The sequence below is a fragment of the Haloferax mediterranei ATCC 33500 genome (assembly GCF_000306765.2).
GTDB classification, from domain to species: Archaea; Halobacteriota; Halobacteria; order Halobacteriales; family Haloferacaceae; genus Haloferax; species Haloferax mediterranei.
The window spans coordinates 416,514-429,045 of sequence record NC_017941.2 but is presented as its reverse complement, the minus strand read 5'-3'; the positions used below and the strand labels follow the sequence as shown (position 1 = coordinate 429,045).

Here is a 12,532-nt window from a genome sequence, read left to right as displayed (position 1 = left end):
CGCGGAAGACGCGCAAGTAACCGGTCTCACTCTGTTTTCGGAAGTCTGCGGTGCAAGCGTGAAGTGACCTTCAGTCCCGAAGCTCCATGTAGCCGAGTGCTTCCAGTTGCTCGCGGTCCACGTCGTCTTTCGGTGCCCGAGGGGGGTTGACCTCGCGCGTTACGAGATGCTCGGGAATGCGGTCGCGGAGTTCCGCAGCGACTGCCGGGTTGTCGTCGATAACGTTCCGTTGTTCGTCTGGGTCGGTCCGAATGTCGTAGAGTTGATCTCCTGCCTTGCTCGCGATGAGTCTCCATTCGTCGGTGCGGACGGCGACCGCGGGAGCGATCTCGTTGGGTTGCCCCAGCGAAAACACCGTCCGGTCGTCACCCTCGAAGAGATGTGTCCCCTCGAATTCGGGGTCAATCGAATCTGAGAGGTGGAACGACGTAATCGTCGGCGCGAGGTCGAGGAGTTCTCTCGTCTCCGAGATTCGCTCAGGAGCATCGACCGTCGGTGTCTTCACGATAAGCGGCACGTGAGTGAGTTCGTCGTACGGGTAATTCCGATGAAAGAAGGCCCCGTGTTCGCGGAATTCCTCGCCGTGGTCACTCGAAAACAGGACGTTGCACTCGTCCCAGAGACCGAGGTCTTCGAGTCCATCGAATAGTCGGTCGAGGTGTCGCGAACAGTATCGGACGTCGGAGTCGTAGAGGTCGACCAACAACTGTCGCTCCTGTTCGGTGACATCCGCCGGTTGCAACCCGGCTTTCTTCATCAACGCCTTGATTCGGTCCTCACCGAGCGGTGCATCGAGATACGCTGGGTCGTCATCGTGGACACCATAGGGACGGTGAGCCTCCATATAGTGAATCCAAAGGAAGAAATCCGACTCGGCGTTCGAATCGAGCCACGATAGCGCCTGATCGGTCACTTGTTCGGCGCTTGTGTAGCCCAGATACTGGAATCCGCCGTCTTTGAACAGGGCGTTGTACGGCTTCCGTAACGCATTGTAGAGGCGTTCGCTTCCGCGCTGTTGGAGGAGTTTACTAATCTTCGTCGCCGGACGGTTGATTTGGTGTCGAAGCTCTTCGAGAAGCGTCCGTTCGCTGGTTGCCTTCTCGTGGTACGAATCTCGACCGAGGTCAATCGTCTCACCGAATCGAAAGTCACCATCGACGAGTCCGATTCCGGTCTGTGTTCCTACGACTGCTGTCTTGGTCTCTCCTTCCGCGGAGAGTATCGATGCAATCGTCGGGAACTCGTCCATTGCTTCGTATGCCAGATGGTGCGAGGTCTGGAACGACGGAATCGAGATGCGCGTGTACGGACCGTTCGAAAACGCGTGTTCGAACACTGTGCCCGCCTCGGCCAATCGGTCCACTGCGGGCATCGTGTCTCGCTCGTAACCATACTGTGCGAGATGGTCCGCACGCAGCGAATCGACTGTAACGAGGAGGGTTTGCATTGATTGGGTATTTGTCCATTCAGTGTGACAAAAATCTATCTATAGATTGCCACTTTTCGAGGTGTAAGCCCGTACAAAAGCCGACTTGACTGGGCACCTCGAAGGGTTCATCCGCACACCCCTGACGCCATCTTCAGAAGACTTATGCGCATGAGGTCGTTGGATTCAAAGGCAATGGCGAAAGGTAAGGTTGACTTCTTCAACGACACTGGCGGTTACGGTTTCATCTCTACTGACGACGCGGACGACGACGTGTTCTTCCACATGGAAGATGTTGGCGGCCCGGACCTCGAAGAGGGTCAGGAAATCGAATTCGACATCGAACAGGCCCCCAAGGGCCCGCGCGCGACGAACGTCACCCGCCTCTAAGCAGGTTTCCGTTCATCCGCTGTAACTTCACAGACTGACGAATTTTCTTCCGTTTTTCACCCTCGTGAGCGACTGCGTCGCAGCGAGTTGTTCCAGAAATTTGTGAGTCATTGACACGCATTCGGAAGGATTAACCGTCCGTGGGGACGTTATACAAAGGCAATGGCGAAAGGTAAGGTTGACTTCTTCAACGACACCGGCGGTTACGGTTTCATCTCTACTGACGACGCGGACGACGACGTGTTCTTCCACATGGAAGATGTTGGCGGTCCGGACCTCGAAGAGGGACAGGAAGTGGAGTTCGACATCGAACAGGCCCCTAAGGGCCCGCGCGCGACGAACGTCACGCGCCTGTAATTCGCGAACACAGACGAACCGATTTCTGAGAATTTTTTACACCTCCTGAGCGACGCGTCGGTTCACACCTGCGGCCGCCGCGAGAGGTAGAGCCCGTCAACATCAGGAACCCCTCGAACCCAGAAGGCTCTTATCTCTCCGCAGTTGTGCATCAGATGAACAACAATGTCTGACGACGGGGAGCGTGAGTCGTCGGGAGGCCCGCTCGATTCACATATCGGAGCGGGCGTGTTCGACGAGACGATGGGTCCCGGTTCGTCGTTTGCACACCTCTACCGTGGAGAAATCCACCGCATGAAGTCGTGGCGCGAGCGACTGGACCGTACGAGCAACTGGGCGATTACGTTGATGGCGGGTATCCTGACGTGGTCGTTTTCCGCACAAACGCATCCCCATTACATCATCCTCCTTGGGGTAGTGACGCTGTGTATCTTCCTCGCTATCGAGGCGCGGCGATTCCGCGCGTACGATATCTGGCGCTCTCGGGTGCGGATGTTCCAGCAGAACGTGTTCGCGTACGCGCTCGACCCCGAGGGAGGTGTCGTCGACGAGGACTGGCGGCAGAAACTCGGTGAGGACTACCGCAAACCGAACATGAAGATACCGTTCGAGGAGGCCTTGGCCCATCGTCTTCGGCGGGTGTATCTCCCGCTGTTCCTCGTGATGCTCGCCGCGTGGGTCATCCAACTGACCGCCTACACGGATAGCACGACATTCGTCACCAGCGCTGGAGTCGGGACCATCCCCGGAAACATCGTCGTCGCCTTCGTTGCCGGGTTCTACGCAACGCTCATCGGAATCACGTTCCGACCGAGGGAATGGCACGTCAACGGCGAACTCATCCCGAGCGATGTGACGGGGTGGGAACAACCCGAGTACGCCGATTCGTAGCGCGGGATTTCGAAATGGTTTTTGTGTCCCTGTGCATCTGTCGAGTTGCGCCGCCTTAGCTCAGACTGGGAGAGCACTCGACTGAAGATCGAGCTGTCCCCGGTTCAAATCCGGGAGGCGGCACTTCTCTGAACCCGACCACCGAGCGTAGCAAGCGTGGCGGGTTCTGTACGTGCGACCCGACCGGATTCTGAACCAGACAAGTCGCAGCGCCGAGCGAAGCGAGGCGACCGTCTTGACGTGGTTCAAATCCGGGATGACTGCGCTGATCCAAACCCGAAGACGACCGCACCATGTCCAAACCCGAGGCCGCCACACTCACAAACTGCACCGCTGCCAAAAACCAAACAGCCGGTATTTGAAGCGGCCGTTACCCGACCTGCACCGCGAAAACGATCTGGTCGTGGACGATAACGTGGAGTGGCTGCCCCGCGTCGTTCCACTCGTACGATTCTGTATACGGGGAGTCGTCGAAAGACGGGTCGGAGAACGTAATTTCAACGTCGTAATCCGCCTCCATGATTACTTTATTGTTGATCGTCTGTCTTTTGTTCGGCTCCAGTTCGATGGTGGTGTCGACCTTCGTCGAGTCCGTGCTTCGCTCGGTCACGAGGACGTCGATTGTGCGGGTGTTCGTCGCTTCGTTGTGAAGGACGATATCGGTCGCGCCGCGCGCACTCGCCTGCAGCTCGGAACAGCCGGGAAGCCCTGTAAGACCGACTGCACCGAGAGTAGTGAGAAGAGACCGTCGGGACCAATTGACTGGCATGAGGTTCAGGTCGCACAGACGACATAAATAACTCCGCCCGAGTCGACTACCCCGACATCGACTGGAAGTGAGCCAAAAGCAGGAGACGGCGGTGGCACTACACGAGACAATAAGCGGAGGGTCCGCGTTAGAACACAGCCGACAACCCAACGACAGCCAATTCAGGCAACGATAGACTCAGAATCACTAACATCACGGTAAGTAACGCGAACCTCCAACCCGGACGACGTGACGGAGACCGTGATGTCGTCAATGGCGCGTTCGTACTCGGCGGTGTGCTTTCCCGAGCGCGAGATACGCAGTCCCTTCGAGAGGAGATCGGCGTCGGCGAGTTGGTCGAGTTTCCGGTAGGTCGTCGAAAGCGGGAGGTCGCACGTCTCTGCGATTTCGCTTGCCGACAGCGCCACGCCGTCGGTCGCATCGAGAATACACCGGGAGTCGGCATCGTCGAGAACGTCGAAGAGCGTGTCGATAGCCGCCTGGTCGTCGACGACCTGTTCCGCGGGCGACGAGCGAGTGTGAGAACGAGCGGAGAGAGGAACTGAAGCCTGACTCATACTCCAGTAGAATCACGCAAGGGGAACTAACTGATAACCACGATAGCGTGGGACGTTTATATACTCCCCCCGAGAATCGGCGAGCGAGCGCCGCCTAACTCTCTTCGAGGATGTCGCCGAGTAGTTTCGTCAACGCGGCCGCGAGATGTTCTGAAAATGTAGATTGATTGATGTCGAGGGTGGCCGCGACCTCGGTCGCGTTTGCGCCTCTGGGGCGTTCGAAGTATCCCATCTCGTAGGCGGTCTGGATAACTTCGAGTTGGCGGGTCGTGAGTTTCCCGCGGTCGACGAAGATACTGTCTCCGGGGGCGTCACCGGTCGGTGACCGAACGAGTCGCTTGATATCGGTTCCGGGGAATCGGTCGCGGAGTTCGCCGATAACGTTCTGGAGTTGTTCGTAGTCGGCCGCGTGAAACACGAGCGTGAGCGTTCCACGGTGTGCAAAGTACCGGTCGACTGGGCATCCGAACTCGCCGAGACACTCACACGGACAGCCCGTGCTCTCCTCGTGGGAAAACCGGTAGAGATGCTTCGTCCCGTAGGAGAAAATCGGGTCGAGCGTCGTTTCGTCGGGGAGTTCCTCGACCTCGACGACGAATTCGGAGACACTCACTGAGTCGGGGTTCGCCACAACACTTCTCGAGACGGTGTCGACGGCGGAGTCTGTCGAGTGTGCAATCGAGGCGATGGGACAGACGGACGGCGTGTCGAACTCGACAGTCGCACGAATCCCAGTGGGCATTGGACTACGCGTTGATGTGGCGTGTCTCGGCGGTGACTGAGGTGGTCCGAGGCGTCACGCGTCGGACTCCTCGGGGTCGAGTTCTATCTCTCGGCCGCCTAGACTGTCAGGTTCGAGTTCGAACAGTTGGATATCGAGGTCGCGTTTGGTCTCCCCCCAGATTTCGAACAGCGGTCGTTTGGCCTCCCCGTACTGGACGATGCGCTCGACTGTCAACTCGTCCGGGTCGACCCGTTCGAGCGTCCCCTCGGCGATGATGCTCCGATAGAGTTGGCCATCCGCTTCGTGCACGACGAGTCGAGCACGGGGCGAGGAGGTGAGAAATTGGCGTTTTTCGCTCTCGGGTGTCGAGACGAGTCGGAGATAGAAACAACCGCTTTCGGCGTTGTATCCGTAGGATATAGGGATTGCGTAAGGCTCGTCTGCCTTCGCAAGCGAGAGGACACCCGTCTCGTGACGGGTCAAGACCTCATGTATCTCGTCGGGCGAGAGTTCTGTCTGTTGGTCCAGAGACATCGGTTCGTACATGCAGACTTGTGCCGGACGTAATTACTGTTACTTCTCGGACCGAGAAGAGCCACAACTGGTTAGGGAGAGAACATGAGCGTGCCGAATGTGGCTGGTCACTCAGGCGTGAGAGAACGCATCTTGGGTGAGCGAGGCGCTACAGATGACACATCCATTATCGAGAAGCGCATCGCGCATCGAATCGTTGACCAGCATGGACTCGGCACACTCCGGGCAGACGAAAGTGTAGTCCGCGCTGTCGCTCATCTTGTTCGTAGTACGGGAGACACACGTATATGTAGCCTACTGTTTCCCGAGCGGCGGGAAGACAGTGACCGAAGCCGGATGAGAAAACAGGAAACAGAGAGAATCGTCACGGAGAGAGCGTAGCGAATTCGTTTTCCGAAGTGGCAGAACCGCAGATTGGACAGCCACGCTCAAGGAGCGCATCGCGCATCGAATCGTTGACTTCGAATCGCTCGCCGCACTGGGTGCACGTAAACTCGTATTCGTCGGCCCTCGGTGCACCCATCAGTCTACCTCTGGATGTGCAAGTGTATCTTCCATCCCCGTCTCTCGGACTGTAGACGCGACATCCGCCATCAGTTCGGTGTCTTCCGGGCGAAGTTCGACGACGGAACTCGTCGCGTCTCGGTGTTCGGTTAGCGTCGTCTGACCCGTAAGAGAGACGAACAGGTCACCAAGGTCCTGCGTCGAAGACGGGGACGACATCACGCCCGCCGCTCCTCGGCGTCTTTACCGCCGTCAGTTGCAACATTTCGGAAATCAACCGCAACGCCCGCGTCAGCAAACGAAAACGAGAGCGTGTCGAAATTGGTCTCGAACTCCCGTGGGTGGTGGCTCGCCAGTTGAATCCGCCGACGTTCATCGAGGAGCGACGCCTCGGTGAGTTGGTCGAGCTTCCGGTAGACGGTCGACAGCGGAACATCACACACGTCCGCGCACTCCTGTGCAGTTCGAGGGGCTTCGTCACAGGCGGCGAGAATACGACGGCTGTCGTCGTCGCTGAGGACGGAGAGAACAGCAGACGAGTCGGTGCGGTCCTGTCTGTGCGAGTCGGAAGCTGATCCCCCGCGGGCAATGAGTGTCGACGTCGTGTTCATACTTCTATTGACGACTGTTATCCGGAGGTATCCAGTCCCGCGCTATCCGGGGTGGTTTAAGTACACCCCCGACAGCGTCTCGATGGCGAGACCACGCTCTTCGCGAAACCACCCGGTGATGAGTTTCATCTCCGGCGGGTAAACGCCCGCGAGCGCGCAGACGCATGCGTGACCAGCGAACCGAGACTCACCGTGACAACGAACTGAGTCCACCCGACCACGACGCGGGGCTTATCCCCGCCGACCACGAATCGCGGTGCAACACCTGGATGACGGTGAACACACTCCATCGACCGACGCACCGCGACGCGCTCGTTCACCTCGAATCGGCATTCGAACGCGGCGATATGGTCACCGTGTTCGGCCGGTGTACAGTGGACTACGACGGCCGCGCGACGAGCGAGCTCGGCCCCGGCGACCGACTGGTCGTTCTGAAGCCGGACGGGTCCATCCTCGTCCACACGGACGAAAAGCGGACGCCAGTGAACTGGCAGCCACCGGGGTGTACGCACTCTGCAGGCGTGCGCGACGGCCGACTCCGCGTTCGGAGCACGCGGTCGAGTCCGGATGAACGGCTCGACGTGTTCTTCGAGCGCGTCGAACAGTGTTCGGCGTACGCCGTAAACGACCGAAGCGACCTCGAACTCGTCGGAAGCGAAGAGGACCTGCGACAGCATATCCTCTCGGACCCGTCGATTCTCGAAGCTGGCTTCGAACCCCTCGAAACTGAGCGACAGAGCGACGCCGGTGCGCTCGACATCTTCGGTGAAGATGCCGAAGGAGTCCCCGTCGTCGTGGAGTTGAAACGCCGTAGGGTCGGCCCCTCGGCAGCGAGTCAACTCCGCCGGTACGTGGACGCCGTCCGGCGGGAGTTCGGCGATAACGAACCAGTTCGTGGTGTTCTCGTCGCTCCCTCCGTCACCGACCGGGCCACCGACCTCCTCGACCGCGAAGGGTTGGAGTTCGTCGCACTCGATCCTGAGACGGGTGAACCCCCCGTCGAGGACGAGGAAAGAGGCAACGAACAGGAAACGAAAGGCGAGCGAGCAGACGACGAGTAAGTAGTCGAGACCGGCGGTCGCGGCGAGGCGTCAGCGGGCTCAGCACAGTAAAGGGACGAACCGACGTGTGAGAGGCTCACACGACCGGATGGCCGAATGAAGCTTCGAAGCGTTTTTAGCCCGCCTGACCCTTCGGTTTCACAAGTAACCATGTCAGACAAACCCGCCTCTATGTACCGGGAGATCAAGAACCCGGCATACACCCGACGTGAGTACATCACGGGTATCCCTGGTTCGAAGATTGCACAGCACAACATGGGCGACCTGCAGGCGGACCCCGAGGACTACCCTGTCGAGATCAGTCTGGAGGTCGAAGAGGATGTTCAGATTCGCCACGGTTCGCTCGAATCTGCACGTCTCTCGGCCAACCGTCTGATGCTCAAGAACGCGGGCGAAAAGCAGTACAAGATGATCCTGCGCAAGTTCCCGCACCACGTCATCCGCGAGAACAAGCAGGCAACCGGTGCCGGTGCAGACCGTGTTTCTGACGGAATGCGCCAGTCGTTCGGGAAGGTCGTTGGGACCGCTGCTCGCATCCCCAAGGGTGAGACGGTCTTCACCATCTACTGCGACGTCGAAGACGCCGAAATCGCGAAGGACGCCTTCCGCCGTGCGTACAACAAGATGTCGCCGCCGTGCCGCATTGTCGTCGAACGCGGCGAAGAACTGCTCGTTGCGTAATTTCGCACGGTGACTTTTCGGCGCGTTCGCTGAACGCGGCGAAGAACTGCTCGTTGCGTAATTTCGCATCACACGGGTCGCCACGAACCCACCAACTTTTCACGCGGGACTCCTCCTCGTAGCGTATGCTCCGCTTGGCGGTGACAACCAGCAGCGAGACGTTCGAGCGAATGCGCGACCCGCTCGCCGAGCGCGGTATCGAAGTCGGCCATCTCCGGGCCAAGCGGTTCGCACTCGACCTCTCGACGCCACCAACCGAGTCGTTCGACGTGGGGTTTGTCTATCCCACGCGGGAGATGGAAGGTGGTGTCGTCACCGCCAGGCACGACATTCCGTGGGTGAACACGCGCGAGGATATTCTCACGTCGCGGAACAAAGCGGGTGTTATCGCGGCACTCAAGCAATCGGATATCCCGGTCCCGAAGAGCGTCTACGTCTCGAATCCAGCGGATGAATCGGAACTCGTCGAAACCATCGAAGCGGCGGGGCTCGACTTTCCCGTCGTCCTCAAGCCGAACTCGACGACACGGGGGGCGGGTATCGCAAAGGCGCACGACCCCGACTCGCTGTCCGGGCTTGTCGACCACCTGAACCTCGTCCACGACTACCGAGCGACCGGCGACAAATCCTACCTCGTTCAGGAGTGGCTTCCGAACGCCAGCGACTACCGAGTGATGGTCCTCGACGGGCAAGTCGTCGGCGCAGTCGAGCGCCGTCTCTCCGACAGTGCACGTGCTGACGGGCGGTGGAAACACAACGTCCACCGCGGTGCGGAGGCAGTCGGCGTGGACCTCCCGAAGCGACACCGGGCCCTCGCCGAGGTGGTCGCAGCGGAGTTGGACATCCGCTATCTCGGCGTCGACTTGCTCGAATCTGACGGGCGGGTCGTCGTCTCGGAGACGAACGCCCGGCCGACTATCGACGACGGCGCGAAGTACGACGACGGCTTTTTCGACCGACTGGCGGCGCTCATCGAGCGGGTCGCAAAGAAGTCGTAGTCTGCCGCGTCAGTCGCCGATTACTCGACGTCGATAGCGGCGGAGTCCTCAGCGCGGTCGAACGTAACCTGTAGGACGCCGTTGTTGAAGGTGGCCGATGCGGAGTGTTCGTCGACGCGTGCCGGGAGGCGGACGCGTTCGTCGTACTCGCGGCGGTCACCAGCGGCGCTGATAGTCAGTGTTTCACCGTCGCACTTGAGGTCGATAGCGTCTTTGTCGACGCCTGGGAGGTCCGCGACGAGTCGGAGCGAGGTACCCTCATCATACACGTCAATGTGGGTTTCGGAGGCAAAGCCAGCGTCTCCTCCAGTCATGTCGTTCATCATCCGTTCGATTTCATCGAAGATGTTGTCGAACGGGTCGTCGCGGTCGTCTCTCACCATGGGGGCCGCTATGAAATCGGAGGTTAAAGCCTTTCTGCCCGCGACAACCTTGGTAACAAGGACCTCGGATGGCACATATTGTACTCACGATATCGCTTCACGCGTAGCAAATACCGTCCGATTTTGAGTGATAGCGATTGTTTCTGAGCAAGTTATGATCGTATATGAAAGGTAACGTTCGATTCAGTCGGATTTACCGAAACAGGTATACTCTTGCGTCTGGGATATATACCTGGAAACTACTCGAACATGAGTGAAAAATCCTACCTCAGCGCGGGCGAGAACGTGGATGAATCGGACGTGGTGCGGGTGGCACTCAACGGCTTCGGCCGAATCGGCCGGAACATCTTCCGTGCCGTCCTCGACAATCCGAAGGTTGAACTGGTCGCCATCAACGACGTCATGGACTTCGACGACATGGCGTACCTCGCGAAGTACGATTCCGTCATGGGCCGTCTCGACGGTGTCGAACGCGACGGCGACTCCCTGACTATCGGCGGCACCTCGGTGGGTCTCTACAACGTCCAGTCCCCCGCAGAACTGCCGTGGGGAGACCTCGACGTCGACGTGGCACTCGAATGTACGGGCATCTTCCGTACGAAGAAAGATGCCTCGGCGCACCTCGACGCAGGCGCGGACAAGGTCGTCATCTCCGCACCGCCGAAGGGCGACGAGCCGGTCAAGCAGATCGTCTACGGTGTCAACCACGACGAGTACGACGGCGAAGATATCATCTCCAACGCCTCCTGTACGACGAACTCCGTCACACCGGTCGCAAAGGTGCTCGACGAGGAGTTCGGCATCGAGAACGGTCTTCTGACGACCGTCCACGCCTACACGGGCAGCCAGAACCTCATCGACAGCCCCCACGCGAAGCAGCGTCGCGGTCGCTCCGCTGCCGAGAACATCGTCCCGACGACGACCGGTGCCGCACAGGCAGCCACCGAGATTCTTCCCCAGCTCGACGGCAAGCTCGACGGCATGGCGATTCGCGTCCCCGTCCCGAACGGGTCGCTCACGGAACTCGTCGTCCAACTCGACGAGACGCCTTCGGTCGAAGAAATCAACGATGCCTTCCGCGCCGCTGCCGACTCCGGCCCGCTCGCCGGTGTCCTCGGCTACACGGACGACGAAGTCACGTCGCGTGACATTCTCCAGCTTCCCTTCTCCAGCACCGTCGACCTCAACACGACGAACCAGGTCAACGACGGCGGTCTCTACAAGATTCTGACGTGGTACGACAACGAGTACGGATTCTCCAACCGGATGCTCGACGTCGCACACTTCGTCACGCATCAGTAATCTCTCACTCTAATCGACCGCCCTCTCGGCCTGACCTACCCACCACTAAGTAACCACTCCACGTTCTTCCACCCGATGTTCAAGACCCTCGACGACCTCAACCCGGAACAGCGCGTTCTCGTCCGACTCGACCTCAACTCGCCCGTCGAAGACGACGAGGTACAGGACAACCGACGCTTCGACCGCCACGCGGAGACAGTCCGCGAACTCGCCGACGCGGGCCACCGTGTCGTCCTGATGGCCCATCAGGGACGTCCCGGCGGCGACGACTTCGTTTCTCTCGAACAGCACGCCGCAATCCTCGCGAAGCACGTCGACCACGACGTGCAGTTCGTTGCCGACACCTACGGCGATGAAGCTATCGACGCCATCGAGTCACTGTCCGCCGGTGAGGTTCTCCTCCTCGAAAACACCCGCATGTGCGACGAGGAACTCCCCGAGGAGGACCCGGAAGTCAAAGCCGACACCGAGTTCGTCCAGACGCTCGCTCCCTATTTCGACGCGTACATCAACGATGCGTACTCCGCGGCCCACCGCTCGCACGCTTCTCTCGTCGGATTTGCTCTCGAACTGCCCGCCTACGCGGGACGCGTGATGCAGACCGAATACGAGGCGAACTCCTCGATTGCGACACGCGAGTTCGACGGCCAAGTCACGATGGTCGTCGGGGGGACGAAAGCGACCGACGTCATCAACGTGATGAACAACCTCGGCGACAAGGTCGACCAGTTCCTGCTCGGCGGCATCGCGGGCGAACTGTTCCTCCGCGCCGCCGGTCACGAGGTCGGCTTCGACCTCGACGGCATGGACTTCTTCGACGACCAGTGGGAGGCCAACCGCGACACCATCGAATCGCTGCTCGACGAACGCGGCGACCAAATCAAACTCGCCGTCGACCTCGCCTACGAGGATGACAACGACGAGCGCGCCGAAATCGCCGTTTCCGACATCGACGAGAAGGACCGCGCGTACCTCGACGTCGGCAGCGAGACGGTCGAGACGTACGACCCCATCATCCGCGATTCCGAGGCAGTCTTCGTGAAGGGCGCACTCGGTCTGTTCGAAGACGAGCGCTTTTCGGTCGGTACCGTCGGCGTCCTCCGCGCCATCTCCGAAACCGATTGCTTCTCCGTCGTCGGCGGCGGCGACACCTCCCGCGCCATCGAGATGTACGGCATGGACGAGGCCGACTTCGGCCACGTCTCCATCGCGGGCGGTGCCTACATCCGCGCCTTGACGGGTGCGCCGCTGGCGGGTGTGGAAGTGCTGAAGTAGGACCGAGCGGACTTACTCGGACGTTTTTCTGCGAAGACGCTGGCGGCCCCTTGAACGAGGAGGACGACG

At 59.7% G+C, this 12,532-nt stretch carries 18 protein-coding genes and 1 tRNA gene; 9 read left to right on the top strand and 10 right to left on the bottom strand.

The window, feature by feature from the left end; all coding sequences use genetic code 11:
• Positions 1–70: 70 nt before the first annotated feature.
• Positions 71–1,447: a sulfatase gene (locus tag HFX_RS02255; RefSeq protein ID WP_004057905.1), complete on the bottom strand. Its 1,377-nt coding sequence runs from the start codon at positions 1,445–1,447 to the stop codon at positions 71–73.
• Positions 1,448–1,621: 174 nt separating this feature from the next.
• Here HFX_RS02255 and HFX_RS02250 point away from each other — a divergent pair, with 174 nt between their 5' ends.
• From HFX_RS02250 to HFX_RS02235, 4 genes are all read left to right on the top strand, one after another.
• Positions 1,622–1,816 carry a cold-shock protein gene (locus HFX_RS02250; RefSeq protein ID WP_004057907.1) on the top strand — a complete coding sequence of 65 codons (195 nt, stop codon included), beginning with the start codon at positions 1,622–1,624 and terminating at the stop codon, positions 1,814–1,816.
• Between the two features lie 162 nt (positions 1,817–1,978).
• Complete coding sequence (locus tag HFX_RS02245) at positions 1,979–2,173, top strand: cold-shock protein (RefSeq protein WP_004057909.1); 195 nt, start codon at positions 1,979–1,981, stop codon at positions 2,171–2,173.
• Between the two features lie 165 nt (positions 2,174–2,338).
• Positions 2,339–3,064 (top strand): DUF2270 domain-containing protein, encoded by a 726-nt coding sequence (locus tag HFX_RS02240; RefSeq protein ID WP_004057911.1) that lies wholly within the window; start codon positions 2,339–2,341, stop codon positions 3,062–3,064.
• 49 nt (positions 3,065–3,113) lie between these two features.
• Positions 3,114–3,187, top strand: a tRNA-Phe gene (locus HFX_RS02235).
• 247 nt (positions 3,188–3,434) lie between these two features.
• Here the strand turns inward: HFX_RS02235 and HFX_RS02230 are convergent.
• The 8 genes from HFX_RS02230 to HFX_RS02200 all read right to left on the bottom strand — a co-directional run bounded on the left by HFX_RS02230 (position 3,435) and on the right by HFX_RS02200 (position 6,763).
• A complete protein-coding gene (locus HFX_RS02230) occupies positions 3,435–3,833 on the bottom strand; it encodes a hypothetical protein (protein WP_004057913.1) in 399 nt (132 codons plus the stop codon).
• Positions 3,834–3,994: 161 nt separating this feature from the next.
• Positions 3,995–4,390, bottom strand: coding sequence for a winged helix-turn-helix domain-containing protein (locus HFX_RS02225; RefSeq protein WP_004057916.1), 396 nt, complete (start codon positions 4,388–4,390; stop codon positions 3,995–3,997).
• Between the two features lie 94 nt (positions 4,391–4,484).
• On the bottom strand, positions 4,485–5,132 hold the full coding sequence (locus HFX_RS02220; RefSeq protein ID WP_004057917.1) for a DNA-binding protein: 648 nt from the start codon (positions 5,130–5,132) through the stop codon (positions 4,485–4,487).
• A gap of 54 nt (positions 5,133–5,186) precedes the next feature.
• A complete protein-coding gene (locus HFX_RS02215) occupies positions 5,187–5,648 on the bottom strand; it encodes a pyridoxamine 5'-phosphate oxidase family protein (RefSeq protein WP_049917464.1) in 462 nt (153 codons plus the stop codon).
• A gap of 111 nt (positions 5,649–5,759) precedes the next feature.
• Positions 5,760–5,906 (bottom strand): DUF7560 family zinc ribbon protein, encoded by a 147-nt coding sequence (locus HFX_RS19935; protein ID WP_004057921.1) that lies wholly within the window; start codon positions 5,904–5,906, stop codon positions 5,760–5,762.
• A gap of 106 nt (positions 5,907–6,012) precedes the next feature.
• Positions 6,013–6,171 carry a DUF7560 family zinc ribbon protein gene (locus tag HFX_RS02210; protein ID WP_004057923.1) on the bottom strand — a complete coding sequence of 53 codons (159 nt, stop codon included), beginning with the start codon at positions 6,169–6,171 and terminating at the stop codon, positions 6,013–6,015.
• Positions 6,171–6,371 (bottom strand): hypothetical protein, encoded by a 201-nt coding sequence (locus HFX_RS02205; RefSeq protein WP_004057925.1) that lies wholly within the window; start codon positions 6,369–6,371, stop codon positions 6,171–6,173. The genes HFX_RS02210 and HFX_RS02205 overlap by 1 nt, the downstream gene beginning before the upstream one ends.
• Positions 6,371–6,763, bottom strand: a complete 393-nt coding sequence (locus HFX_RS02200) for a winged helix-turn-helix domain-containing protein (RefSeq protein WP_004057927.1) — start codon at positions 6,761–6,763, stop codon at positions 6,371–6,373. The genes HFX_RS02205 and HFX_RS02200 overlap by 1 nt, the downstream gene beginning before the upstream one ends.
• A 269-nt stretch (positions 6,764–7,032) precedes the next feature.
• On the opposite strand from HFX_RS02200, the gene nucS reads away from it, so the two are divergent.
• The 3 genes from nucS (at position 7,033) to HFX_RS02185 (ending at position 9,503) form a co-directional block, all read left to right on the top strand.
• Positions 7,033–7,824, top strand: a complete 792-nt coding sequence (nucS, locus tag HFX_RS02195; RefSeq protein ID WP_179955370.1) for an endonuclease NucS — start codon at positions 7,033–7,035, stop codon at positions 7,822–7,824.
• 150 nt (positions 7,825–7,974) lie between these two features.
• Positions 7,975–8,505, top strand: a complete 531-nt coding sequence (locus HFX_RS02190; protein WP_004057933.1) for a 50S ribosomal protein L16 — start codon at positions 7,975–7,977, stop codon at positions 8,503–8,505.
• Between the two features lie 125 nt (positions 8,506–8,630).
• Positions 8,631–9,503 carry an ATP-grasp domain-containing protein gene (locus HFX_RS02185; protein ID WP_004057936.1) on the top strand — a complete coding sequence of 291 codons (873 nt, stop codon included), beginning with the start codon at positions 8,631–8,633 and terminating at the stop codon, positions 9,501–9,503.
• Positions 9,504–9,523: 20 nt separating this feature from the next.
• Here HFX_RS02185 and HFX_RS02180 read toward each other — a convergent pair whose 3' ends face one another.
• Positions 9,524–9,886 (bottom strand): Hsp20/alpha crystallin family protein, encoded by a 363-nt coding sequence (locus tag HFX_RS02180; protein WP_004057938.1) that lies wholly within the window; start codon positions 9,884–9,886, stop codon positions 9,524–9,526.
• A 249-nt stretch (positions 9,887–10,135) separates the two neighbouring features.
• On the opposite strand from HFX_RS02180, the gene gap reads away from it, so the two are divergent.
• Positions 10,136–11,188, top strand: a complete 1,053-nt coding sequence (gap, locus tag HFX_RS02175; RefSeq protein ID WP_004057940.1) for a type I glyceraldehyde-3-phosphate dehydrogenase — start codon at positions 10,136–10,138, stop codon at positions 11,186–11,188.
• Between the two features lie 75 nt (positions 11,189–11,263).
• The gene (locus HFX_RS02170) at positions 11,264–12,463 is read left to right on the top strand and encodes a phosphoglycerate kinase (protein ID WP_004057943.1); all 1,200 of its coding nucleotides are present in this window, start codon (positions 11,264–11,266) and stop codon (positions 12,461–12,463) included.
• Positions 12,464–12,532 lie beyond the last annotated feature (69 nt).